The sequence below is a fragment of the Pseudomonas sp. IT-232MI5 genome, assembly GCF_949767845.1.
In the GTDB taxonomy this organism is placed as follows: domain Bacteria; phylum Pseudomonadota; class Gammaproteobacteria; order Pseudomonadales; family Pseudomonadaceae; genus Aquipseudomonas.
Window position 1 is genome coordinate 33,711 of record NZ_CATKQE010000005.1, and the last position, 25,505, is coordinate 59,215.

23 protein-coding genes are annotated in these 25,505 nt (G+C 59.7%); all 23 read left to right on the forward strand.

All coding sequences use genetic code 11. The annotated features are described in order from the left end of the window. The first annotated feature begins 42 nt into the window (after positions 1–42). The 23 genes from ACM6JQ_RS04940 to fliI all read left to right on the forward strand — a co-directional run bounded on the left by ACM6JQ_RS04940 (position 43) and on the right by fliI (position 25,503). Entirely contained in the window at positions 43–2,958 is a 2,916-nt protein-coding gene (locus tag ACM6JQ_RS04940) for a glycosyltransferase family 2 protein (protein WP_414893336.1), read from the forward strand. 23 nt (positions 2,959–2,981) lie between these two features. Continuing rightward, positions 2,982–3,983, forward strand: coding sequence for a UDP-N-acetylglucosamine 4,6-dehydratase (inverting) (pseB, locus tag ACM6JQ_RS04945; RefSeq protein WP_007920072.1), 1,002 nt, complete (start codon positions 2,982–2,984; stop codon positions 3,981–3,983). Then, the gene (gene pseC, locus ACM6JQ_RS04950; protein ID WP_414893337.1) at positions 3,980–5,137 is read left to right on the forward strand and encodes a UDP-4-amino-4,6-dideoxy-N-acetyl-beta-L-altrosamine transaminase; all 1,158 of its coding nucleotides are present in this window, start codon (positions 3,980–3,982) and stop codon (positions 5,135–5,137) included. The genes pseB and pseC overlap by 4 nt, the downstream gene beginning before the upstream one ends. A gap of 31 nt (positions 5,138–5,168) precedes the next feature. Beyond that, complete coding sequence (locus ACM6JQ_RS04955) at positions 5,169–5,789, forward strand: pseudaminic acid biosynthesis-associated methylase (protein WP_414893338.1); 621 nt, start codon at positions 5,169–5,171, stop codon at positions 5,787–5,789. Beyond that, the gene (gene pseF, locus ACM6JQ_RS04960) at positions 5,786–6,481 is read left to right on the forward strand and encodes a pseudaminic acid cytidylyltransferase (RefSeq protein ID WP_414893339.1); all 696 of its coding nucleotides are present in this window, start codon (positions 5,786–5,788) and stop codon (positions 6,479–6,481) included. Before ACM6JQ_RS04955 ends, pseF begins: the two co-directional genes overlap by 4 nt. Further along, the gene (gene pseG, locus ACM6JQ_RS04965; protein WP_414893340.1) at positions 6,478–7,983 is read left to right on the forward strand and encodes a UDP-2,4-diacetamido-2,4,6-trideoxy-beta-L-altropyranose hydrolase; all 1,506 of its coding nucleotides are present in this window, start codon (positions 6,478–6,480) and stop codon (positions 7,981–7,983) included. The genes pseF and pseG overlap by 4 nt, the downstream gene beginning before the upstream one ends. Then, a complete protein-coding gene (pseI, locus tag ACM6JQ_RS04970; RefSeq protein ID WP_095114155.1) occupies positions 7,976–9,028 on the forward strand; it encodes a pseudaminic acid synthase in 1,053 nt (350 codons plus the stop codon). The genes pseG and pseI overlap by 8 nt, the downstream gene beginning before the upstream one ends. Before the next feature lie 226 nt (positions 9,029–9,254). Then, positions 9,255–10,181, forward strand: coding sequence for a ketoacyl-ACP synthase III (locus ACM6JQ_RS04975; protein WP_007920064.1), 927 nt, complete (start codon positions 9,255–9,257; stop codon positions 10,179–10,181). Positions 10,182–10,269: 88 nt separating this feature from the next. Beyond that, positions 10,270–11,559 (forward strand): motility associated factor glycosyltransferase family protein, encoded by a 1,290-nt coding sequence (locus ACM6JQ_RS04980; RefSeq protein ID WP_414893341.1) that lies wholly within the window; start codon positions 10,270–10,272, stop codon positions 11,557–11,559. Then, positions 11,556–11,822: a hypothetical protein gene (locus tag ACM6JQ_RS04985; protein WP_414893342.1), complete on the forward strand. Its 267-nt coding sequence runs from the start codon at positions 11,556–11,558 to the stop codon at positions 11,820–11,822. The genes ACM6JQ_RS04980 and ACM6JQ_RS04985 overlap by 4 nt, the downstream gene beginning before the upstream one ends. Before the next feature lie 242 nt (positions 11,823–12,064). After that, positions 12,065–12,916, forward strand: coding sequence for a flagellin domain-containing protein (locus tag ACM6JQ_RS04990; RefSeq protein ID WP_007920059.1), 852 nt, complete (start codon positions 12,065–12,067; stop codon positions 12,914–12,916). A gap of 73 nt (positions 12,917–12,989) precedes the next feature. Next, entirely contained in the window at positions 12,990–13,346 is a 357-nt protein-coding gene (locus ACM6JQ_RS04995) for a flagellar protein FlaG (protein WP_007920057.1), read from the forward strand. A gap of 82 nt (positions 13,347–13,428) precedes the next feature. Next, a complete protein-coding gene (gene fliD / locus ACM6JQ_RS05000; protein WP_007920056.1) occupies positions 13,429–14,871 on the forward strand; it encodes a flagellar filament capping protein FliD in 1,443 nt (480 codons plus the stop codon). A gap of 129 nt (positions 14,872–15,000) precedes the next feature. After that, on the forward strand, positions 15,001–15,399 hold the full coding sequence (gene fliS / locus ACM6JQ_RS05005) for a flagellar export chaperone FliS (protein ID WP_007920055.1): 399 nt from the start codon (positions 15,001–15,003) through the stop codon (positions 15,397–15,399). Positions 15,400–15,410: 11 nt separating this feature from the next. After that, on the forward strand, positions 15,411–15,707 hold the full coding sequence (locus ACM6JQ_RS05010) for a flagellar protein FliT (protein ID WP_095114152.1): 297 nt from the start codon (positions 15,411–15,413) through the stop codon (positions 15,705–15,707). Between the two features lie 172 nt (positions 15,708–15,879). Further along, on the forward strand, positions 15,880–17,355 hold the full coding sequence (locus tag ACM6JQ_RS05015) for a sigma-54 dependent transcriptional regulator (RefSeq protein ID WP_007920053.1): 1,476 nt from the start codon (positions 15,880–15,882) through the stop codon (positions 17,353–17,355). Positions 17,356–17,465: 110 nt separating this feature from the next. Further along, complete coding sequence (locus ACM6JQ_RS05020; RefSeq protein WP_007920048.1) at positions 17,466–18,674, forward strand: sensor histidine kinase; 1,209 nt, start codon at positions 17,466–17,468, stop codon at positions 18,672–18,674. Between the two features lie 5 nt (positions 18,675–18,679). Next, the gene (locus ACM6JQ_RS05025) at positions 18,680–20,071 is read left to right on the forward strand and encodes a sigma-54-dependent transcriptional regulator (RefSeq protein WP_007920046.1); all 1,392 of its coding nucleotides are present in this window, start codon (positions 18,680–18,682) and stop codon (positions 20,069–20,071) included. A 128-nt stretch (positions 20,072–20,199) separates the two neighbouring features. Next, the gene (gene fliE / locus ACM6JQ_RS05030; RefSeq protein WP_007920044.1) at positions 20,200–20,529 is read left to right on the forward strand and encodes a flagellar hook-basal body complex protein FliE; all 330 of its coding nucleotides are present in this window, start codon (positions 20,200–20,202) and stop codon (positions 20,527–20,529) included. 15 nt (positions 20,530–20,544) lie between these two features. Next, positions 20,545–22,332 carry a flagellar basal-body MS-ring/collar protein FliF gene (gene fliF, locus ACM6JQ_RS05035; RefSeq protein ID WP_016984304.1) on the forward strand — a complete coding sequence of 596 codons (1,788 nt, stop codon included), beginning with the start codon at positions 20,545–20,547 and terminating at the stop codon, positions 22,330–22,332. Beyond that, positions 22,325–23,344: a flagellar motor switch protein FliG gene (gene fliG / locus ACM6JQ_RS05040; protein ID WP_007920042.1), complete on the forward strand. Its 1,020-nt coding sequence runs from the start codon at positions 22,325–22,327 to the stop codon at positions 23,342–23,344. Before fliF ends, fliG begins: the two co-directional genes overlap by 8 nt. 4 nt (positions 23,345–23,348) lie before the next feature. After that, positions 23,349–24,155, forward strand: a complete 807-nt coding sequence (fliH, locus tag ACM6JQ_RS05045; RefSeq protein ID WP_007920041.1) for a flagellar assembly protein FliH — start codon at positions 23,349–23,351, stop codon at positions 24,153–24,155. Beyond that, the gene (fliI, locus tag ACM6JQ_RS05050) at positions 24,145–25,503 is read left to right on the forward strand and encodes a flagellar protein export ATPase FliI (RefSeq protein WP_007920040.1); all 1,359 of its coding nucleotides are present in this window, start codon (positions 24,145–24,147) and stop codon (positions 25,501–25,503) included. Before fliH ends, fliI begins: the two co-directional genes overlap by 11 nt. Positions 25,504–25,505 lie beyond the last annotated feature (2 nt).

The following is a 25,505-nucleotide window of genomic DNA, read 5'->3' on the forward strand; positions in this document are numbered from 1 at the left end:
CCAAGCGTTGTTTCGGCGAGTCGCCGGTTGTGGAGAGAAGTTATGCAAGGCAAGTACAGTTCTGAACTGGCGCTACCGCTCAACGAGCTATTGACGGTGGTGCTGATTACTCACAATCGTCCGGCGTTCCTGCGCCGGGCGGTGAAGTATTACAGCAGCTTGTCCTGCAGAATCATGGTGCTCGATTCGACCCTCGAACGACCTGAAGGCGACTTCTGCGCCGTCGATTACCACCATGTCCCGCAGTTCGCCTACTGGGGCATGCAGGCCAAACTGGCCTATGGTGTCGAGCATCTGACCACGCCATACATGGTGCTGGCGGCCGACGACGACTTCATCCTGCACGATTCACTGGCAGAGTCCGTCGGCTTCCTGCATGCCAACCCTGACTACGGCATGTGCCACGGCTATTGCCTGATGTACCTGTCACTGGCTCATGGCGTGAACTACTACCGCCGCGACAAGAAAGTCCAGGAAGACTATGCGTCCGAGCGCGCGCAGGATCGTGTCCTCGATTACATGAGCCAGTACATCCCGCCGTTCTACGCGGTAACCCGTACTGACCTGATGAAAAACTGGCATTCGGCGTTGCCGCCGGGGACCAATTTCCAGTGGCAGGAAATCGGACATGTCTACTACCTGCTGGCCAGTGCCAAGGCCCGCATCCTGCCGATTCCTTATGTGGTGCGCGAGATCAACTACGGCGTCTCCGAGCACAATACCGACGTGTATCACTCGCTGACCTACGTCGATGCCAAGTCGGTCGCCGAACGAGAGGCTTTTGCCGAGTTCCTCGTCTCGCTGCCTACCGCTATCGAAGGGCTGGATATCGCGCAGGCCAAGGCCTTTGCCCTGGAAAGTTTCGAGGCGATGGCCGACAGCCTGAAGTCCGGGCGTGCGCTGACTGCCGAGCTGATTTTCGAATCGACCTGGAACCAGGCGTTGAAGGCGCCAGATCGTCGTTTTGGCCCGCTGCAGTATGTCGAAATGCCGTTTTACAACCAGGCATTCTTTGATCGTCTGGAGCAGTTCGAATTCATGTTGCACGCGCTGCCGGCCGGTCGCATGCAACTGGAAGGGCTGGAAGGCGTGTGGGCCCGTCAGGCGCACCTGTTGCAGGCGCGCAATAACGACACGCCGGAAAGTGTGGTTGACCGGTTGTGGCAGGCCCATGATCTCAACGCCTTCAACCAGACTGTGGTCAAACGTCTGGCGGCGCAACTGGACGTTGTCGGTGACGAGAGCGCCGCGCAAGCCATGCACGAGTGGATTGCCCGTCTCGAAACGCTGACGGTCGAGGATCATCAGCCGGTCTTCGGCAAAATGAAGTCCGGCCGCCTGTTGCAGTGGCTGGTGGCTCGCGCGCCGGCGAACGAACAGCTTGAGTCGATTGGCCGGCATCTGGCGACTGAAGGCGGCGGCCCGCAGTTCGGTATTTTCCTGCTCGACCTGGATAACGACATCGACAAGTTGCAGGTGTCGCTCGACAGCCTGCTCGAAGGTCACTGCAAAGCGTTCAGGATTGTCGTGTTCACCACCGGCGAAGCACCGGCCGCGACTACTGCACAAAACACGCTGCACTTTGTTCGAGTCTCCCAAAGCAACTTTGTCGACAAGCTCAACCAGGCCGCTCAGCAGTCGCCAAGCGATTGGTTGCTGCTGGGTGAGGCGGGTGATCAGTTCACCGCCAGCGGCCTGTTGCGCGCCAGTCTGGAATTGATGTCCGCCGAGGGGGTGCGTGCCGTCGCCACCGACGAGGTCCAGCGCAAGGACAATGGCGCGTTGGTTGACGTGTTCCGCCCCGGTTTCAATCTGGATCTGCTGCAAAGCGTGCCGTCACTGATGGCGCGTCATTGGTTGATCCGTCGTGAAGTCTTGCTCGAAGCCGGCGGTTATCAGGCTGACTTCAGTAAGGCGCTGGAATTTGACCTGTTGCTGCGCATCATTGAGCAGGGTGGCCTTGACGGCCTGGCGCACCTCGACGAGCCGCTGCTGATCACTCGGGCGGCGGAGCTTGAAGAAAATGCCCATGAACGCCAGGCGTTGCTGCGTCATCTAGGTAATCGCGGCTACAAGGCCAAGGTCACATCGACGGTGCCGGGTACCTGGCAGATCGATTACCGTCACACCGAACAGCCAATGGTTTCGATCATTGTGCCGGTCATCGACGATCTTGCGGTGCTGCGTCGCTGCCTGGAAGGCGTGTTGCTCAGAACCCGTTACAGTCGTTATGAAGTGTTGCTGGCGGCAAACGCCAATCAATCGGCAGCGGTCAACGACTGGCTTGGCACGCTGCGCCACGCCAAGGTCAATGTGCTGCGTGCCGATCAGCCGCTGAGCGAAGTCGCACTGTACAACGCCGCCAGCGAGCAGGCTCAGGGTGAGTATCTGGTGCTGTTGGCCGCAGACAGTGAAGTCGTCAACCCGAACTGGATCGATTCGCTGCTCAACCACGCCCAGCGTCCGGAAGTGGGTATCGTCGGTGCCAAACTGGTCGATCGCGACGGCAAGATTGCTCAGGCCGGTCTGATTCTCGGCCTGAACGATGGCGTGGGTTCGCCCTTCATCGGCGAAAAACACGCGGCAGACGGCTATATGCATCGTTTGACTGTCGAGCAGAATTACTCGGCCGTGTCGAAGGTCTGTCTGATGGCGCGCAAAGAGCTGTTCAACGCCCTTGGCGGACTGGATGAAGTGACGTTCGCCGAGGGTTATGCCGATGTCGACCTGTGCCTCAAGGCCGGTCAGGCCGGTTACCTCACCGTGTGGACGCCGTTGGTGCAGGTGCTGCATACCGGTGAGCTGCCGCAGGCGCCGCAAGCACTGGCGACACTGCGTGAAAAATGGAGCGGCGTCTTCGCGCAGGATCCGGCTTACAACGCCAACCTGGCCTTGACCGGCAAAGGTTTCACTCTGGGTGAAAATGCCTCGATCAATTGGGCACAGTTGCTCGCCTAAGCGTGCCGGACAGGAATCAACCTATGTTCAACGGTAAATCGATTTTCATCTCTGGCGGCACCGGTTCGTTCGGGCGCAAATTCATCGCCCGACTGCTCGAGCAATACCAGCCCAAGCGCGTGGTGGTGTTCTCCCGCGACGAGCTGAAGCAGTACGAAATGCAGCAGACGTTCAACGCGCCGTGCATGCGTTATTTCATTGGTGATGTGCGTGACGCCGATCGTCTGCGTCAGGCCATGCGCGGCATCGACTACGTGGTGCATGCCGCGGCGTTGAAGCAAGTGCCGGCGGCGGAATACAACCCGACCGAATGCATCCGCACCAACGTCAACGGCGCGGAGAACATCATCGCCGCCGCCATCGATAACGGCGTGAAAAAAGTTGTCGCGCTGTCCACCGACAAGGCGGCCAGCCCGATCAATCTGTACGGCGCGACCAAGTTGCTCTCGGACAAATTGTTCGTCGCCGCCAACAATATTGCCGGTGAGCAGGAAACCCGTTTTGCCGTGGTGCGCTACGGCAACGTGGCCGGCTCGCGCGGTTCGGTGGTGCCGTTCTTCAGCAAGCTGATCGCCGACGGTGCTCAAGAGTTGCCGATCACCGACGAACGCATGACGCGGTTCTGGATCACCCTCGACCACGGCGTGCAGTTCGTCCTCGACAGCTTTGCGCGGATGCACGGCGGCGAAGTGTTCGTGCCGAAGATCCCGTCGATCCGCATCGTCGATCTGGCGCGCGGTATGGCTGAACATTTGCCGCACAAGAACGTCGGCATTCGACCCGGTGAAAAGCTCCATGAGTTGATGGTGCCGCTGGACGATGCGCGGATGACCCTTGAGTTCGAAGATCACTACACCATCCAGCCGTCGATTCGCTTCACCAGTGTCGATGTCGATTTCGCCGTCGACAGACTCGGTGAGCAGGGGCGTGTCGTCAGCGAAGATTTCGAGTATCGCTCCGACACCAACCCGCATTTTCTTTCGGTCGGCCAGATCGCCGATCTGCACGCGAAGCTCTCGGTATGATTCCCTACGGTCGGCAGAGCCTCGATCAGGCAGACATCGATGCGGTCGTCGAGGTGCTGCAATCGGACTGGCTGACCCAAGGGCCGAGCATCGAGCGTTTCGAGCAGGCAATGGCCGAGCGTTGCCAGGCTGACTTCGCCGTCGCGGTGTGCAACGCCACGGCGGCGCTGCACATTGCCTGTCTGGCCGCAGGCCTGGGGCCGGGTGATCGGTTGTGGACGACGCCGAACACCTTTCTCGCCTCGGCCAATTGCGGACGCTATTGCGGCGCCGAAGTCGATTTCGTCGACATCGATCCGCTGACCTGGAACCTTGATGCCTTCGCCCTCGCAGCGAAGCTCGATCAGGCCGAACAGGACGGCACATTGCCGAAAGTGCTGGTAGCCGTAGCGTTCTCGGGGCAGAGCTGCGACATGCGCAAGATTGCCGAACTGGCCGAGCGCTACAACTTCACCGTGATTGAAGATGCCTCGCACGCCGTCGGCGCCAGTTACGCCGCACGCCCGGTCGGTTGCGGTGAGTTCGCGGCGATGACCGTGTTCAGTTTTCACCCGGTAAAAATCATCACCAGCGCCGAGGGTGGCATGGTGTTGACCAACCGCCCGGAGCTGGCCGAGCGCCTGCAACGCCTGCGCAGCCACGGCATGACCCGTGATCCGCAGCAAATGACCGAATCCAGTCATGGGCCGTGGTACTACCAACAGGTCGAGCTGGGTTTCAATTACCGCATCACCGATTTACAGGCGGCGTTGGGCCTGTCGCAACTGGGCAAGCTGGACGATTTCATCGCCCGGCGTCGGGCGCTGGCGGCGCGTTACGATCGTCTGCTGGCGTACTTGCCGGTGACGCTGCCCAGCCCTCAGCCCGAGGCGCAATCGGCGTGGCATCTGTATGTGATTCGTTTGCAGAGCGATCGCATCGGCCTCAGCCACCGTCAGGTGTTCGAAGGCTTGCGTGCCGCCGGGATCGGCGTAAACCTGCACTATATTCCTGTGCATTTGCAGCCCTACTACCGTGATCTGGGTTTTGCCGAGGGCGATTTTCCCGAGGCCGAACGCTATTACGCCGAGGCCATCAGCTTGCCGCTGTACCCGTTGCTGAGTGATCAGCAGCAGGATCATGTAGTCGAGCAATTGCGTCGGCTGACCGAATAATTGCCGCTGAGGCAAAGGATGAGTATCTGCAATGCGTCATTTGAGTGAGCAGGAAAAGTTCTGGCAGGGTGAGTTCGGCAACCAGTACGTCGAGCGCAATGTCGGCCAACCGCTGGTGGCGACGAATCTGGCGTTGTTTGCCAAAGCCCTGAGCCGTGCCGCAGGCATCGAGAGCCTGGTCGAACTGGGCACTAACGCCGGCAACAATTTGCAGGCGTTGCATCAACTGCTGCCCCGTTGCGAGCTGTTCGGCGTCGAGATCAATGACAGCGCCTGTGCTCAGGCACGGGCGTTGGATATTGCACAGATCTGGCATGGCTCGCTGTTCGATTTCCCGCGCGAGCGCCGCTACGACCTGACCCTGAGTAAAGGCGTGCTGATTCACTTGGCCCCGGAGCTGTTGCCGACCGCTTATGCGCAGTTGTACGCGTTGAGCCAGCGCTACATCCTGATCGCCGAGTATTACAATCCGGCACCGGTGGAAGTGTCCTATCGTGGCAACAGCGGCAAGCTGTTCAAGCGCGATTTTGCCGGTGAGATGCTCGATCGCTATGCCGATCTGCACCTTCTCGATTATGGTTTTGCCTATCACCGCGATCCGCAATTCCCGGCGGACGACATCACTTGGTTCCTGTTGGAAAAACGTCCTTGAGCAACGTTGCAATCATCCCGGCCCGTGGCGGCAGCAAACGCATCCCGCGCAAGAATCTCTTGCCATTCGACGGCGTGCCGATGATTGTCCGCTCGATCCGCACCGCGCTGGATTCAGGGTTGTTTGAGCAGGTGGTGGTCAGCACCGACGATGCCGAAATTGCCGATGTCGCGCGAGCCCATGGCGCGCAGGCGCCATTTTTGCGCCCGGCAGACCTGGCCGATGATTTCACCGGCACGGCGGCAGTGATCGTGCATGCCTTGCAGCAACTGCCAGCCTTCGATTACGCCTGCTGTGTGTACGCCACGGCGCCGCTACTGCAGGCGCGCTATCTGCATCAGGGACTGGAGTTACTGGAACAGCATCCCGACCGGTCCTTTGCGTTTTCCGTGTGCAGTTTCGGTTTTCCGGTGCAGCGTGCGCTGACGCTGGACGGGCAGGGCGCGTTGAGCCCTTTGTATCCGGAATTTCGCAATACACGTTCGCAGGATTTGCCCGAAGCGTTTCAGGATGCCGGTCAGTTCTACTGGGGCCGCAGTGAGGCGTGGTTGCGCGGCGAGGTGCTCTATTCGCCAGCCAGCCTGCCGGTGATTCTGCCCCGGCATCTGGTGCAGGACATCGACACCCTTGAAGACTGGAAGCGCGCCGAATACCTATACGCCGCGCTCAAGGCGGGTGGAGAGCTGCAATGAGAGTGCTGATTCGTGCCGACGCCTCGCCAACCATCGGCAGCGGCCACATTGCCCGCTGCCTGACGCTGGCGCGAGTGTTGCGCGGGCAGGGCAGCCACGTCGCGTTTGCCTGCCGGAAATTGCCGGGGCATCGGCTCGATATGCTGAGCGCCGAAGGGTTCGAGACATTTGCGTTGCCGGATCTCTATTGTGATGAAGACCCACAGCAAGCCATCGAATCAATGCTGCCGTGGCAGGCCGACATCGACGCGCTGGATCTTTTGTTGGCCGGCCATGCCGGGTTCGACTGGATCATCGTCGATCATTACGGCCTCGATCATCACTGGCAAACCGCCGCCCGGCGCTGGGCGCAGCGCATAGCGGCAGTCGACGATCTGGCTACCCGGCGCTACAGCGTTGATCTTTTGCTCAATCAGAACTTGTCCGGCCTCAGTGAAAATTACTCACCGCTGTTGCCCGAGGGTTGCCGCACCTTGCTGGGCCCGCGCTACGCCATGCTGCGTGAAGAGTTCAATTGCCCGGCCATCGAGATCAAACCCACGGCTCGCCGGGTACTGGTGAATTTCGGTGGCTTCGATGCGGCGATGCAGACTCATCACGCGATGCTCGCGCTCGCTGATTTCAACCAGTTGCAGGTAGATTTTGTCGCCGGTGCCGACAACCCGGCGTGGGCGCAGATGCAGGCGTTGGCCGAGACGCGGCCGAACTGGCGCCTGCACAGTTTCGTCAGCGATTTCCATCAGCGCATGACTGAAGCGGATCTGTTTATCGGCGCCGGGGGCGGTACCAGTTGGGAACGGGCGGCGATGGGGCTGCCGACGATCTGTATTGCCGTGTCGAACAATCAGCAGGCCAACGGCGAAGTCATGGCAGCGGCGGGAGCACATGTGTTCATGGGCGCTCGTGAGCAGGTCAGTGTCGAGCAGTTGCGCGACGCCATCGGCTTTGTCACCGGCAATCATTATTTGCGCCAAAGCCTGGCCGAACGCTCGCGACAACTGGTCGACGGGCGCGGTGCCGAGCGTGTCGCGGTGGCACTGGCCGGTGCGGTGCTGAAGGTGCGTGCGGCGACCCTGGACGATGCGCAGTTGCTGTTCGATGGTCGTAATGCCGAAACGGTACGTCGCTGGTCGCTGGACAGCGGCGTGATCGACTGGCCGCAGCACCTGAACTGGCTGACGGCGAGTTTGCGTAATCCACAGCGCCTGCTGCTGATCGCCGAGGCGGATGACGGCGCGGTCGGCGTTGTGCGGTATGACCTGCGCGGGTTTGAAGCCGAAGTTTCTATTTACCTGCTCGAACGGCGGATGGGGCTGGGGTGGGGCAGGGCGCTATTGGCCAGTGGCGAGGCATTTGTTGTCGCGCACTGGCCGCAACTGACGGTCATCACCGCTCGGGTGTTGCCGGACAATCGTCCCTCGTTGAATGTGTTTCGTGACGCCGGGTTCACTCAGAGTGCCTGTGCGTTCACCCGTGTTTTGAAGGATCACCCGCATGACTAGTTTCAAGATCGGCAACCGCTTGATCGGTGCCGACGCGCCACCCTTCATCATCGCCGAGATGAGCGGCAACCATAACCAGTCACTGGACGTCGCCCTGCAAATTGTCGAGGCAGCGGCCAAGGCGGGGGCGCATGCGCTGAAGCTGCAAACCTACACCGCCGAAACCATGACGCTGGATTTGTCTGAGGGGGAATTCTTCATCAAGGATCCGGGCAGTCTGTGGGCGGGTACTTCGCTCTACGATTTGTATGAAAAAGCTCATACACCGTGGGAATGGCATGCGCCGATTTTTGCTCGTGCCAAGGAACTGGGGATGCTCGCGTTCTCGACGCCGTTCGATGACAGCGCAGTCGACTTTCTCGAAAGCCTCGATGTTCCGGCCTACAAGATCGCCAGTTTCGAAAACACCGATTTGCCGTTGATCCGTCGTGTGGCCGCCACCGGCAAGCCGCTGATCATTTCCACTGGCATGGCCAGCATCGCTGAACTCGATGAGGCCGTTCGCGCCGCGCGCGAGGCCGGGTGCAAAGATCTGGTGTTGCTCAAATGCACCAGCACTTATCCAGCGACACCGCTCAACAGCAACGTGCGCACGATTCCGCATCTGCGTGAGTTGTTCGGTTGCGAAGTGGGGCTGTCCGATCACTCGATGGGCGTTGGCGTGTCGGTGGCAGCCGTGGCGCTTGGCGCGACGGTGGTGGAAAAGCACTTCACCCTCGACCGTTCAGCGGGTGGCGTCGATGCCAGTTTCTCGCTGGAACCGGCGGAAATGGCTAGCCTGGTGGTGGAAACCGAGCGCGCCTGGCAAGCCATGGGCCAGGTGCATTACGGCGTTACCGAGGCCGAGCGCAAGTCGCTGGTGTATCGCCGCTCGCTGTATGTCACGGCTGACATGGCCGCCGGTGACACCTTTAGCGGGGACAATCTGCGCGCCATTCGCCCCGGTCTCGGTTTGCCGCCCAAGCACACCGACGCCGTCCTCGGCCGCCGCGCCCGCGCGCCGATCAAGCGCGGCACGCCGCTGGACTGGTCGTTGGTCGAATAACCCGATCTGCACCGATTCGGCAAAATAGCGTGACCTGCGAGTCATAACGCGCATCTTCACTGTATTGTATTGATCGGGGGGATGGCGCCTGGCTCGTTTTCGATTCCAGTGATAGCCCTTTGCGCTCCCCGTGGCTGCCCGTTGTGGCGGCCGTTTTCTGTTTGTCGGCGCCCCTCGAAATCCTTGCGAGCGGTGGTCTTGGGCTGTTTTTTATTGGGAAGCCGTAATGATTGGCATAAAAAGCATTGCGAGCTACGTTCCTGTAGCCGGCGTGGACAATTACGCACAAGGTGCAAAATTCGAGAAGGATGAAGAATTCATCCTTGGCAAGATCGGTTCGGCATTCCTGCCGCGCAAAGACGCTGAACAAGAAACCTCCGACCTGTGCGTGGAAGCGGCCAATGCGCTGTTTGCCAGCAACCCGGATCTGAAACGTGAATCGATCGACGCCTTGATCGTCGTCACCCAGAACGGTGACGAAGAAGGCCTGCCGCACACCGCTGCAATCGTGCAGGACAAACTCGGTCTGCCGACCAACGTGGCAGCGTTCGACATTTCCCTGGGCTGCTCGGGTTATGTCTACGGCATCTACGCGATCAAGGGTTTCATGGAAGCCGCCGGCCTGAAGAACGGCCTGCTGATCACCGCTGATCCGTATTCGAAGATTGTCGATCCGGAAGACCGCAACACCACCATGCTGTTTGGCGATGCCGCCACCGCTACGTGGATGGGCGAAGATCCGACCTGGGCGCTGGGCAAGGCCAAGTTCGGCACCGACGGTTCCGGTGCGCCGCACTTGAAAGTCACCGATGGCGTGTTCTTCATGAACGGTCGTCAGGTCTTCAATTTTGCGCTGCTCAAAGTCCCGGCGCACTTGCACGAGCTGCTGGACGATTCCGGTCTGAAGGCCGACGACATCGATGCCTTCTGCATTCACCAGGGCAGTGCGGCGATTGTCGATGCGGTGGCGCGACGTTTCGAAGGCGAGCCGGAAAAATTCATCAAGGACATGGTCGAGACCGGCAATACCGTGTCGTCGAGCATTCCGTTGCTGCTGGAAAAACACGTTATCGATTCCGATTGGCAGCGTATTGCGCTGAGCGGTTTTGGTGTCGGTCTGTCGTGGGGCTCGGCGATCATCTATCGCCCTTAAGCCAGAGTAAAAACGGCGGATACAAAAATAGCGTTCAAGGTTAACCTTGAACGCTATTTTTTTGCCTGAAGAGGGAGCGCGAGGCGCCATGAGCGAGTTTTTTCAAGCCAATGCCGAGGTGTTGCAACGGCGCTGGCCGGCGCTGTTCGAGCGACTGATGGCGGAGGGCAGTGCAGCAGTCCAGGCCGAACTGGTGCAGGGGTTGGGTTCGACGCTCAGCGTCAATGATGTTCAGCTCACCAGTCGCCATGACCGCATCCATGAAGCCCGGATTCAGGCGGCAAGCCTGGCGGACAAGCCGCAATTGCATGTCTACGGTACCGGCCTCGGCGATTTGCCCAGCGTGCTACTGGAGCGTGAAGGGCTTGAGCGTCTGTACGTGCACATCCTCAATGGCGCATTGTTCGCGCTGGTGGTGCAACTGCTCGATCAGCGCCATTGGCTGGAAGATCCGCGCGTCGAGTTGTTTTACGCCGGCGACCATCCAGACTTTTTTACGCCGTTTTTTGCCCTGCCTGCCGAGATGCTGCTGGCCGACGATTTCAACGCGAAAGTGCGTGATCGCTTGGTCAGCGAAGTGCACCTGAGCTTCAACAATCGGGATTTCGATCCGCAGTCACCGCAGATTCAACAGCGTTTGCAGGAATGCCTGCCGGTGCTGCTCGCCGATGCGGATGTGGCGCAGTTGTTCGGCACCTGTGCCGGCCGGGAAGTCTATGTGATCGCCACCGGGCCGACGCTGGAGCAACACTACCAGCGCCTGGCGGCAATCCGTCAGCGCGCCGAACGCCCGTTGTTCATCTGTGTCGACACCGCGTATCGACCGCTGCGCGAACACGGGATTGTGCCTGACCTGGTGGTGAGCATTGATCAGCGCATCAGCTTTCGCCATTTGCCATTCGAGGAGTCCGACGGCATCCCGCTGGTGTATCTGCCGATGAGCGATCCGTCGGTGTTAAAGGCGTGGAAGGGCAAGCGTTACGGTGGTTATTCCGCGAGTCCGATCTACGCGAATCTGCGTGAGCAGTACCCGCGAGCGCAGTTGCACGTGGGCGGCAGTGTGATTCACCCGGCGGTGGATCTGGCGGTAAAGATGGGCGCCACCGGCATCACGCTGTTTGGTGCTGACTTCGCCTTCCCGATGAACAAGACCCATGCAGGCTGGAACGACGGCGAACTGGGGCCACCGGTGAATCAGGCGCGGCATTGGGTGCGCGATGGCCATGGTCAGCGGGTGACCACACAGCTCAACTTTCGCGGTTATTTGTGTGTGCTGGAGCGCTATATCGCTGCACATCCACAGGTCGAATTTCTCAACAGCAGCCGCTCCGGGGCGCTGATCGCCGGTACCGGTTTCAACCCGGAGTTTGTGCAATGAGTACGCTGAGCCTCTGCAAGGATGAATGTCGCCAGTGTGCGGGTTTGTTTCGCCTCGGGCGCGATGTCGAGGCGGCGCTGACGATGGTCGATGTGTTTGAAAAGGCCCAGCAATGTTTAGCGTCTGCCCCGGCAGAGGTTCAGCAGGTGTGGGCGCAGCTGTTAATGCAAATGCTCGAATGCCAGGAGCGCCAGGACTGGTTGGGGCTGGCTGACTCTATGGAGTACGAGCTGGTGGATTTGCTGGGAAGTGTCCCGGCCTGAACACGCCGACAGCACTGGCCCGCAGGTTTGCGCGGCAGTCGGTTTTATGACGTCATTTTTTCGCGGTGGATGGGCTGCTAAGTCTTTGTTTTCTCGGGGGTGGCAGGGTGATGGCAAATTTTTTTCAAAAAGCCCTCAAGCAACCTGCAATCCCGACGATAACTATTACGAAGGTTCTCTAGGCCATACCCGGCGGTTGCCAGGGCCGGAAGCCGCAGTACCCAACCAACGAGGAATTCGTCATGGCTTTAACAGTAAACACCAACACCACGTCGTTGAACGTTCAGAAAAACCTGAACCGCGCTTCCGACGCTCTGTCGACTTCGATGCAGCGCCTGTCTTCCGGCCTGAAAATCAACAGCGCTAAAGACGACGCCGCTGGCCTGCAGATCTCGAACCGTATGTCCTCGCAGATCCGTGGTAACACCCAAGCCATCCAGAACGCCAACGACGGTATCTCCGTTGCCCAGACTGCTGAAGGCGCTCTGCAAGCTACTACCGACATCCTGCAGCGTATGCGTGAACTGGCTGTTAAAGCACGTAACGGTACCAACGGCACTGCTGACCAGACCGCTACCAACGCTGAATTCGCTCAGATGTCCGACGAGATCACCCGTATCTCGGCTTCGACCAACCTGAATGGCAAAAACCTGCTGGACGGTTCGGCTGGTACTGTGACCCTGCAAGTAGGCGCAAACACCGGTTCGGCTAACCACATCGACCTGGTACTGAGCTCCAAGTTCGACGCAGTAAGCCTGTCGGTAGGTAGCGGTACTCTGTCCCTGACCGGTGCTACCGTAACTGGCGCTTCGCAGAACATCGACAACGCGATCACCGCGATCGACGCTGCCATCGCTGCCATCGGTGCAACTCGTGCCAGCCTGGGTGCTTCGCAAAACCGTCTGACCAGCACCATCCAGAACTTGCAGAACATCACCGAGAACACCACTGCTGCACAAGGTCGCGTACAAGATACCGACTTCGCCGCAGAGACTGCTAACCTGACCAAGCAGCAAACCCTGCAACAGGCTTCGACCTCTGTTCTGGCTCAAGCCAACCAACTGCCTTCCGCTGTACTGAAGCTGCTTCAGTAATTTCGGATCGAGTTTGGGCGGGGGGGTGCGCTGGTCGCGCTCTCTCGCCTTTTTACGTTAAGAGGTGATGGGCATGGACATGAGCGTAAAGCTTAACGTGTCTTATCCGGCTCCCAAGCCAGTAACGCCGGTTGCTGACAAACCGTCAGAGACGCCTAAAGTTGCCAAGACTGAAGCGCCGGTCGCTGCGAAGAGTCAGGATTCGGACGACGCCAAATTGAAACTGGCGGTGCAGGAGATCGAAAAGTTTGTACAGTCGATCAAGCGCAATCTGGAGTTTTCGATTGATGAACACTCCGGGAAGGTCATCGTCAAGGTGATCGCAAGCGAGACGGGTGAGGTCGTTCGACAGATTCCCTCCGCAGAAGCCCTCAAGCTGGCAGACAGCCTCGCCAATGCGAGTCACGTATTGTTTGACGCCAAAGTCTGATAGCTGGCATGAATTATGTTTGTCCGTTCTCAAGATGCGTGTAACGGTCAAAAGAATGGCAACAATCTGAAGGGAGATGCACATGGCAAGTCCAATTCTACCGGGTTCCGGACTGGGTTCCGGCCTGGACATCGGCGCGATCGTGACCGCGCTGGTAAACGCCGACAAGTCGCCGAAGCAGACGCAGATCGATTCTGCGACCAAAACCAACACCCTGAAGATTTCCGGTGTCGGTGCGCTGAAAAACGCATTGGCGGCCTACCAGAAGGCAATGACCGATCTGGGCAGTAAGACCAACCCTGCGTTTGCCGGTTACGCGGCGACCTCGGCTACCCCGACAACGCTGACCGCTACTTCCGATAACACGGCTGTTTCGGGCACATACAGTGTCGTGGTAAATAACTTGGCCACCGGCTCGAAAGTAGCCAGTGCATCCTTTGCCGGCGGCGCGGCCAGTGCCATTCCGAGTGGTACCCTGAAAATCAGTCAGAATGGCACTGATTACAATGTCGATATTCCGGCCAATGCCACCTTGCAGACTACCCGTGATGCCATCAACAAGGCGCAGGGTGTCAACGGTGTTTCCGCCAACATCGTGACCGACAGCTCGGGCGCTTCGCGTCTGGTGATCAGCTCCAACAAGACGGGCGCGGGCTCCGACCTGACGGTCAGTGGTATTGCCGGTCTGGAAATCGATGGCACCAAGGTCATGTCTGCGACCCCGGCCGCTGGTGACTCAGGGGCTGTGGGCGATATTGCCAAGGATGCGAAGCTGACCATTGATGGTCTTGCCGTTACCAGCAAGAGCAACACAGTGAGCGGCGCCATCAGTGGCTTGACCATGAACCTGGTGGAAGCCAGCCCCACTGCGGTCAAGGTCTCTGTCGATACCAACACCAAGGGCTTGCAGGCTTCGGTTCAGCAATTCGTCGACGCTTTCAACACGCTCAAGACCACCATCGATAGCCTGTCCAAGGCAACGCCGGACGAAGATGGCAAGTTGACGGTGCAGGCCGCGTTTACCGGTGATTCTCTGCCGCGGACGTTGATTGCGGACATTCGTGCCCAATTGACCACTTCGTCGCCTGGCGAGCTGGGTGTGCTGTCGCAGATCGGCGTCATGACTGATCGCGACACCGGTAAGCTGACGCTGGACGCGACGGCTTTCAACAAGGCCATGTCTCAGCCAGGCATGACTGGTCAGGTGCAGCAGCTGTTCTCCGGCACCGACGACAAAAACGGTCTGTTGGCGCGAATGAGCAAAGCGGTCGATCCGTACCTCAAAGCTTCTGCTGATGGTAAAACCACCAGCGGTCTGCTTGATCAGCGTATGACCATTCTGAACAACAACACCCGCAGCCTCACGTCGCAGCAGTTGGCGCTGGATCTGCGTGTCGCCAACCTGACCAAGACGCTGACGGCCAAGTACAACGCCATGGACTTGCTGGTAGGGCAGATGAAGGCTACGGCGAGCAACATCACGTCGTTCTTCAGCTCGCTGAACGCTCAGCAGTCCGCGAAGTAACAGGCAGGTACGACAAAAACCCGGCTACGCTTCATCGGCGTGCGCCGGGTTTTTGTCTTTTGATCTAAAGTTCTGTGATTCGTTGGCGATACACTGGTTATACGAGTCATTGTGGCAATGAGGTAGAACATGAATCCGATGTTAGCCCTTCGGCAGTATCAGAAAGTCGGCGCACACGCTCAGACATCCGAAGCGAGCCCGCACCGTCTGGTGCAAATGTTGATGGAAGGTGGACTGGCCCGTATCGCTCAGGCCAAAGGCGCCATCGAGCGCAAGGACATTCCAAGCAAATGCACTTCGATCAGCAAGGCGATTGGCATTGTCAGCGGTCTGCGTGAAGGCCTCGATCTGGAAAACAGTGCAGATACCCTGGCTGATCTGGATGGGCTGTATATCTACATGATGAAGCGCCTCGCCGAGGCGAACATCAGCAGCGACCCGCGCATTCTTGATGAGGTTGCCGGCTTGCTGAGCACGGTCAAGGAAGGCTGGGATGCTATTGCCCCCGTGCCTGCTCCGCAGTTCTGAAGGAGATCGTCATGAGTCTTGTATTGCAGCGAATCGCCGATACCCGTGAAGCGTTGGTTACTGCCCTCGCCGAACGCAATTGGGAAGCTATTGGCGAGCTGGATCTGGCTTGCCGTTCCTGCATGGAAGACGTCATGGCGGAGGCTGCGCTTGATGAAGTCGCGTTGCGCGACAACCTTGAGGAGTTGCTCCACGTCTACAAGGACCTTCTTGAGGTGGCCATGGGTGAGCGGCAAGCGATAGCCAACGAGATGTCGCAGATCACCCAAGCGCAAAAGGCGGCAAAGGTTTACCATCTGTTTGGTTAATTGCCCCCCAGTTAATCCAGGCATGTGCGCCATAAATTTGACTGTGCACGGTTTTTTGACTTAACTAGTGGCTGTTTTCAGATTTCAGGCGTCTACAGGCACATGGTGTCCTGCAAGCGTCTCGCTTGCCCCTAATTTCGGGCATTGAGTTGACTAGGGAAGTTGCTATTGCATGTGGCGTGAAACCAAAATTCTGCTGATCGATGACGATAGCGTCCGCCGCCGCGACCTGGCGGTGATTTTAAATTTTCTTGGCGAAGAAAATTTACCCTGCGGCAGCCATGACTGGCAGCAGGCAGTCGGCTCTTTGTCGTCTAGTCGTGAGGTCATTTGCGTACTGATCGGGACCGTTAATGCTCCTGGCGCGCTTTTGGGCTTGTTAAAGACACTCTCAACCTGGGATGAGTTCCTTCCGGTTTTGTTGATGGGCGATAATTCTTCCGTCGACCTGCCCGAAGACCAGCGTCGCCGCGTGCTTTCGACCCTCGAAATGCCGCCCAGCTACAGCAAATTGCTCGACTCCCTGCACCGTGCCCAGGTCTATCGCGAGATGTATGACCAGGCTCGCGAGCGCGGCCGTCATCGCGAACCCAATCTGTTCCGCAGCCTGGTCGGCACCAGCCGGGCGATCCAGCACGTGCGCCAGATGATGCAGCAAGTCGCCGACACCGACGCCAGTGTGCTGATCCTCGGCGAGTCCGGGACCGGCAAGGAAGTGGTCGCGCGCAACCTGCATTACCATTCCAAGCGTCGCGATGCGCCATTCGTGCCGGTCAACTGCGGGGCGATCCCGGCGGAGCTGCTCGAAAGCGAATTGTTCGGTCACGAGAAGGGCGCCTTCACCGGCGCGATCACCAGCCGTGCCGGCCGCTTCGAACTGGCCAACGGCGGTACGCTGTTCCTTGACGAAATCGGCGACATGCCGCTGCCGATGCAGGTCAAACTGCTGCGCGTCCTGCAGGAACGCACCTTCGAGCGCGTGGGCAGCAACAAGACCCAGAGCGTTGACGTGCGCATTATCGCGGCGACGCACAAGAACCTCGAAAGCATGATCGAGATCGGCACCTTCCGCGAAGACCTCTACTATCGCCTGAACGTGTTCCCGATCGAGATGGCGCCGCTGCGTGAGCGCGTCGAAGATATTCCGCTGCTGATGAACGAACTGATCTCGCGCATGGAGCACGAGAAGCGTGGTTCGATCCGCTTCAACTCGGCGGCGATCATGTCGCTGTGCCGTCACGGCTGGCCGGGCAACGTCCGCGAATTGGCCAACCTGGTGGAGCGCATGGCGATCATGCATCCGTACGGGGTGATCGGCGTGGTCGAACTGCCGAAAAAATTCCGCTACGTCGACGACGAAGACGAGCAAATGGTCGACAGCCTGCGCAGCGATCTCGAAGAGCGCGTGGCGATCAACGGCCATACGCCTGACTTCACCGCCAACGCCATGCTGCCGCCGGAAGGTCTGGACCTGAAGGACTACCTCGGTGGTCTGGAACAGGGCCTGATTCAACAGGCGCTGGACGATGCCAATGGCATTGTGGCGCGTGCCGCTGAGCGCCTGCGTATCCGTCGTACCACCCTGGTCGAGAAGATGCGCAAGTACGGCATGAGCCGCCGCGATGGAGATGAACAGGCGGAGGATTGACGCCTGTTTTTCAACTGCTTCATTTATAAGCAGTTTTTTTTAGGCACGGGTATTGCTACAGCCCTCGCAACGTTCCGTTTAACTGACGGTCAGCCAAGCGAGAAAGCACAATGCCCCAAGCCCAGATGTCTTCTGCCTCCAGTCCCGAGGGGCAGCCGTCCTCCGTAGAGCAGGCAAGCCGACAGGGCCTTGAGCAGGCATTCGAGCTGTTCAGCCAGATGTCCAGCCAGTTGACGGACTCCTACAGCATGCTTGAAGCGCGGGTAACCGAGCTCAAGGGTGAGTTGGCGGTGGTCAGCGCCCAGCGCATGCAGGAGCTGGCGGAAAAAGAACGCTTGGCCAACCGTCTGCAAAACCTCCTTGATCTGTTGCCCGGTGGCGTAATCGTCATCGACGGTCACGGCAGGGTGCGCGAAGCCAACCCGGCCGCCATCGAACTGCTCGGCCTGCCGCTTGAGGGTGAGTTGTGGCGCCATGTGATTTCGCGCTGCTTCGCCCCGCGTGAAGACGACGGTCATGAAATTTCCCTGAAAAACGGTCGACGCCTGTCGATTGCCACCCGCTCGCTGGACGCCGAGCCGGGGCAATTGGTGCTGCTCAACGACCTGACAGAAACCCGCCATCTGCAAGATCAACTGGCGCGCCACGAGCGTTTGTCCTCGCTGGGGCGCATGGTCGCCTCGCTCGCGCATCAGATCCGCACGCCGCTGTCCGCCGCTTTGCTCTATGCCAGTCATTTGACTGAGCAGGAGTTGCCGGTCGCCACTCAGCAGCGCTTCGCCGGGCGCCTGAAAGAGCGTCTGCACGAGCTGGAGCACCAGGTGCGCGACATGCTGGTGTTCGCTCGCGGTGAGTTACCGCTGACCGATCGCCTCACCCCCAATGCCTTGATGCAGGCGCTGCAAGCGGCGGCGCTGACCCATGTGCAGGATCTGCCAATCCGCTGGCAGTGCGACAGCCATACCGGCGAACTGCTGTGTAATCGCGACACACTGGTCGGGGCGCTGTTGAATTTGATCGAAAATGCGATTCAGGCCAGTGCCAGCGACATCCGCCTTAAAGTCCATTGCTACACCCGCGACAACACGCTGCGCCTGAGCATAAGCGACAGTGGCAGCGGCATCGAGCCCGCGGTTCTGGCGCGGCTCGGCGAACCCTTTTTTACCACCAAAGTCACCGGCACCGGCCTGGGCCTGACCGTGGTCAAGGCTGTGGCCCGGGCACATCAGGGAGAATTGCACCTGCGTTCGCGAGTTGGGCGTGGCACGTGCGCGCAGGTGATCCTGCCGCTGTTTTCCGCTGTACAGGGAGCTGAGTGAAAGACATGGGCATCAAGGTTTTGCTGGTCGAGGATGACCGCTCGTTGCGCGAGGCGCTGGCCGATACGTTGTTGCTGGCCGGCCACGATTACCACGCGGTCGGTTGCGCTGAAGACGCGCTGACGGCAGTGTCGCGCGAGGCGTTCAGTCTGGTGGTCAGTGACGTCAACATGCCCGGCATGGATGGTCATCAATTGCTTGCCCTGTTGCGTGCTCGTCAGCCGCAATTACCCGTGTTGCTGATGACGGCTCACGGCGCGGTCGAACGTGCAGTCGATGCGATGCGTCAGGGTGCGGCGGATTATCTGGTCAAACCGTTCGAGCCCAAGGCTTTGCTCGATCTGGTGGCGCGGCATGCACTGGGCAATATTGGCGTGAGCGAAAGTGAAGGCCCTATCGCTGTCGAACCGGCCAGTGCGCAACTTCTCGAATTGGCCGCACGAGTGGCACGCAGCGATTCCACGGTGCTGATCTCCGGCGAATCCGGTACGGGTAAAGAAGTGCTGGCGCGCTACATTCACCAGCAATCCCACCGTGCCAGTCAGCCGTTCATTGCGATCAACTGCGCAGCGATCCCGGACAACATGCTCGAGGCGACGCTGTTCGGTCACGAGAAAGGCTCGTTCACCGGCGCCATCGCCGCGCAGGCCGGCAAGTTCGAGCAGGCTGACGGCGGCACGTTGCTGCTCGACGAAATTTCCGAAATGCCCCTTGGCCTGCAAGCCAAACTGCTGCGCGTGTTGCAGGAGCGCGAAGTCGAGCGCGTCGGTGCGCGTAAGCCGATCGCCCTGGATATTCGCGTGGTTGCCACCACTAACCGCGACTTGGCGGGCGAAGTGGCGGCGGGGCGTTTCCGTGAAGACCTCTATTACCGTTTGTCGGTTTTCCCACTGGCCTGGCGTCCACTTCGCGAGCGCACTGCCGATATCCTGCCGCTGGCCGAAAGGTTGCTGGCCAAACACGTCAATAAAATGAAGCACGCCGCAGCGAAACTCTCGCCTGACGCGCAAGCTTGCCTGATTGCGTATCCGTGGCCGGGTAATGTGCGTGAACTGGATAACGCCATTCAACGTGCGCTGATCTTGCAGCAGGGCGGTTTGATTCAGCCGCAGGATTTCTGTCTGGCAGGCCCCGTGACGTACACCGCAGTGCCTGTCGCCGCGCCGCTGACTGCGGTGATTCGCGAAGTGGAAATCGAAGCGGATTCGGCCGGTGCCCTGGGCGATGACCTGCGCCGCCGGGAGTTTCAGATGATCATCGACACCCTGCGCTCCGAGCGTGGACGCCGCAAGGAAGCGGCGGAAAAGCTCGGCATCAGCCCGCGCACCCTGCGCTACAAACTGGCACAAATGCGCGATGCCGGGATGGACGTCGAAGGTTATCTGTTCGCCACCTGAGCCGTGCTGCAAAACGTTGAAAACGCTTTTCTGAAAGGGCTGCCCATGAGCTGGCACCCTTGTTGCTAATACCTGTGTACCCGCCGAGTGAGTGTCAAAAAATTGCGGGCCGCCCAAGAGAGTAGACCATGAGCCAAGGTATTGAATTTAATCGGTTGATGACAGACATGAAGGCCATGAAGCTGGATGCCATGTCTGCGCCGAAATCGACGACCGCTGTCCCTGAGCTGGGAGGCAGCAGCTTTTCCGACATGCTCGGTCAGGCGATCAACAAGGTCAGCGATACCCAGACCGCGTCGACTCAGTTGGCCAATGCCTTTGAAGTGGGCAAGAGCGGCGTCGATCTGACGGACGTGATGATCGCTTCGCAAAAAGCCAGCGTGTCGTTCCAGGCTCTGACCCAGGTTCGCAACAAACTGGTTCAGGCTTATCAAGACATCATGCAGATGCCGGTTTAAGGACGAGATTGAGTCATGGCAGAAGCAGTCGCCGATAACGTTCCGGCCAAGGCCACCCCGATAGACGGCAAACCGCCGCTGTTCGGTCTGTCCTTCCTGGAAAACCTCTCCGAGATGACCATGCTGCGTCAGGTGGGCCTGTTGGTCGGCCTGGCTGCGAGCGTGGCGATTGGCTTTGCCGTGGTGCTGTGGTCGCAGCAGCCGGATTACCGTCCGTTGTACGGCAGCCTTGCCGGCATGGACGCCAAGCAGGTCATGGATACTCTGGCCGCCGCTGACATTCCTTACAACGTCGAGCCCAATTCCGGCGCCTTGCTGGTCAAGGCCGATGACTTGTCCCGTGCGCGGATGAAACTCGCTGCTGCTGGTGTCACTCCCAGCGACGGCAATATCGGTTTCGAAATCCTCGACAAGGAACAGGGTCTGGGCACCAGCCAGTTCATGGAAGCGACGCGTTATCGTCGCGGCCTCGAAGGTGAGCTGGCGCGGACCATTTCCAGCCTGAACAACGTCAAGGGTGCCCGTGTGCATCTGGCGATTCCGAAGAGTTCGGTGTTCGTCCGTGATGAGCGCAAGCCAAGTGCTTCGGTTCTGGTTGAACTGTACAGCGGTCGTTCGCTGGAGCCGGGTCAGGTAATTGCGATCATCAACCTGGTGGCGACTTCCGTTCCCGAGCTGAGCAAATCGCAGATCACCGTCGTCGACCAGAAGGGCACCTTGCTCTCTGATCAGGCGGAAAACTCCGAAATGACCATGGCCGGCAAGCAGTTCGATTACAGCCGCCGCATGGAAAGCATGCTCACCCAGCGTGTACACAACATTTTGCAGCCGGTTTTGGGCAATGATCGTTACAAGGCTGAAGTCTCGGCCGACATCGATTTCAATGCCGTCGAGTCGACTGCCGAGCAGTTCAACCCGGATCAACCGGCGTTGCGCAGCGAGCAGTCGGTCAACGAGCAACGCACCGCCAGCAATGGCCCGCAAGGCGTGCCGGGTGCCCTGAGCAACCAGCCACCGTCGCCAGCCTCGGCCCCGCAAACTACCGGCGGCACCGCCGCGCCGGCCGCCATGGTCCAGCCTGGTCAGCCATTGGTTGACGCCAATGGTCAGCAGATCATGGACCCGGCCACCGGTCAGCCAATGCTCGCGCCGTACCCGGCAGACAAGCGTCAACAATCGACCAAGAACTTCGAACTTGACCGTTCCATCAGCCACACCAAACAGCAGCAGGGTCGCCTGAATCGTCTGTCGGTGTCGGTGGTGGTCGACGATCAGGTCAAGGTCAACGCGGCCAACGGCGAAACCAGCCGTGCGCCGTGGAGCGCCGACGAATTGGCGCGCTTCACCCGTCTGGTCCAGGACGCCGTCGGTTTCGACGCCAGCCGTGGCGACAGTGTCAGCGTGATCAACATGCCGTTCTCCGCCGAGCGCGGCGAAGTGATTGCCGATATTCCGTTCTACTCCCAGCCATGGTTCTGGGACATCGTCAAACAAGTGCTGGGTGTGTTGTTCATCCTGGTGCTGGTGTTTGGTGTGCTGCGTCCGGTGCTTAACAACATCACCGGCGGCGGCAAAGGCAAGGAGCTGGCCGGTCTTGGCAGCGACGTGGAACTCGGTGGCATGGGCGGCCTGGACGGCGAACTTTCCAACGACCGCGTGAGCCTCGGTGGTCCGCAGAGCATTCTGTTGCCGAGCCCAAGTGAGGGTTATGACGCGCAACTGAATGCAATCAAGAGTCTGGTGGCCGAGGATCCGGGTCGCGTGGCTCAGGTCGTGAAAGAGTGGATTAACGCAGATGAGTGATAACCGAGCCGCAACCGTCAAACTGAACAAGGTCGACAAAGCCGCGATTCTGCTGCTGTCCCTGGGTTCGACCGATGCCGCACAAGTGCTGCGCCACATGGGCCCGAAAGAGGTTCAGCGCGTCGGCGTGGCCATGGCGCAGATGGGCAACGTCCATCGCGAGCAGGTCGAGCAGGTCATGAGCGAGTTCGTCGACATCGTCGGCGACCAGACCAGCCTCGGCGTCGGATCCGACGACTACGTGCGCAAAATGCTCACCCAGGCCCTGGGTGAAGACAAGGCCAACGGCCTGATCGACCGCATCCTGCTCGGTGGCAACACCAGTGGCCTCGACAGCCTGAAATGGATGGAGCCGCGCGCCGTTGCCGACGTGATCCGCTACGAACACCCGCAGATCCAGGCGATCGTGGTCGCGTACCTCGATCCGGATCAGGCCGGTGAAGTACTCGGCAACTTCGACCACAAAGTGCGTCTGGACATCATCCTGCGCGTCTCGTCGTTGAACACCGTACAGCCGGCGGCCCTGAAAGAGCTGAACCAGATTCTCGAGAAGCAGTTCTCCGGCAACTCGAATGCCTCGCGCACCACCCTGGGTGGCATCAAGCGTGCGGCGGACATCATGAACTTCCTCGACAGCTCGATCGAAGGCCAGCTCATGGACTCGATCCGCGAAGTCGACGAAGACCTGTCCGGTCAGATCGAAGACCTCATGTTCGTGTTCAACAACCTCGCCGATGTCGACGATCGTGGCATCCAGGCGTTGCTGCGCGAAGTGTCTTCCGACGTGCTGGTGCTGGCCCTCAAGGGTTCGGACGAAGGCGTCAAAGAGAAGATCTTCAAGAACATGTCCAAACGTGCCGCCGAACTGTTGCGTGACGACCTCGAGGCCAAAGGCCCGGTGCGCGTCAGCGACGTCGAAACCGCACAGAAAGAAATCCTCACCATTGCCCGTCGTATGGCCGAAGCCGGCGAAATCGTACTCGGTGGCAAGGGTGGCGAGGAAATGATCTAAGCCCATGGACAAGCACGACGACGATGTGACGGATCTGATCCGTGCCCGCGATGTCCGTGGTTTCGAATCCTGGGCCATGCCCAGCTTCGACCCGCCGAAGCCGGAACCCGAGCCTGAGCCGGAGCCCGAACCGCCGGAAATGGAAGAAGTGCCGCTGGAAGAAGTCCAGCCACTGACCCTGGAAGAACTCGAAAGCATCCGTCAGGAGGCTTACAACGAAGGCTTTGGCATCGGCGAGAAAGAAGGTTTTCACAGTGCGACCCTCAAGGTGCGTCAGGAAGCGGAGGTTGCGCTGGCGGCAAAACTTGCCAGCCTTGAGCAGTTGATGGCGAACCTGTTCGAACCGATCGCCGAGCAAGACACGCAAATCGAGAAATCGCTGGTCGACCTCGTGCAACACATCACCAAACAGGTGATCAAGCGCGAACTGGCCATCGATTCCAGCCAGATCGAACACGTCATGCGCGACGCCCTCAAGCTGTTGCCGCTGGGCGTCGAGAATGTGCGCCTGTACGTCAATCCGCAGGACTTCGAACAGGCCAAGGCTTTGCGCGAACGTCATGAGGAAACCTGGCGCATCGTCGAAGATGAATCGCTATTGCCGGGCGGTTGCCGGGTTGAAACCGAGCACAGCCGCATCGATGCCAGCATCGAAACCCGCGTGATCCAGGTCATGGCGAAGTTGTTCGATCAATTGCACGAGCAGGCTTTGCATCCGGCTGAAGCGGATCTGAGTCTGGACATTCCAGAAGACGTAAAACCGGCGGCCACACCTGAAGAGCCGCTCGCGGACGACCCCGATGCGCCTTGAACGCACCAGTTTCGCCAAGCGCCTGAGTACTTACGCTGAGGCCACCGAGATTGCCGGTGCGCCGATTCTTGAAGGTCGCCTGCTGCGCATGGTTGGCCTCACCCTCGAAGCCGAAGGCCTGCGCGCCGCCATGGGTACGCGCTGTCTGGTGATCAATGACGACAGCTATCACCCCTCCCAGGTGGAAGCGGAAGTCATGGGTTTCTCCGGCAGCAAGGTCTTTCTGATGCCGGTCGGCAGTGTCGCCGGCATCGCCCCGGGCGCCCGCGTAGTGCCGCTGGCTGATACCGGGCGCTTGCCGATGGGCATGAGCATGCTCGGTCGCGTCCTCGACGGTGCCGGGCGCGCACTGGACGGCAAAGGCGGCATGAAAGCCGAAGACTGGGTGCCGATGGACGGCCCGACAATCAATCCGCTCAACCGTGACCCGATCAGCGTGCCGCTGGACGTTGGCATCCGTTGCATCAACGGTTTGTTGACGGTCGGTCGTGGCCAGCGTCTGGGTCTGTTTGCCGGTACCGGTGTCGGTAAATCCGTATTGCTGGGCATGATGACCCGCTTCACCGAGGCCGACATTATCGTCGTTGGCCTGATCGGTGAGCGGGGGCGAGAAGTTAAGGAGTTCATCGAGCACAGCCTCGGTGAAGAAGGCCTCCAGCGCTCTGTGGTGGTTGCCTCGCCAGCAGACGATGCGCCGTTGATGCGCCTGCGCGCAGCGATGTACTGCACGCGCATCGCCGAATATTTCCGCGACAAGGGCAAGAACGTCCTGTTGCTGATGGATTCGCTGACCCGTTTCGCCCAGGCCCAGCGGGAAATCGCCCTGGCCATCGGCGAGCCGCCGGCGACCAAGGGGTATCCGCCGTCGGTGTTCGCCAAGTTGCCGAAACTCGTCGAGCGTGCCGGTAATGCGGAGAAGGGCGGTGGTTCGATTACCGCGTTCTACACCGTGTTGTCCGAAGGCGATGACCAGCAGGATCCGATTGCCGACTCGGCCCGAGGCGTACTCGACGGCCACATCGTGCTATCCCGGCGTCTGGCCGAGGAAGGTCACTATCCGGCCATCGACATCGAAGCGTCGATCAGCCGGGTCATGCCGGCGGTGGTCTCGCCGGAGCACATGCAACGCGCGCAATATTTCAAGCAGTTGTGGTCGCGCTATCAGCAGAGCCGCGATCTGATCAGTGTTGGCGCCTACGTTGCCGGCGGCGATCGCGAGACCGATCTGGCGATCTCCCTGCAACCGCAGTTGGTTCGCTACCAGCGTCAGGGGCTGAACGACAAAATCAACATGGGTGAAAGCCAGGCTTACCTCGCAACCCTGTTTGCCCCAGCGGCGGGCGGCTAACC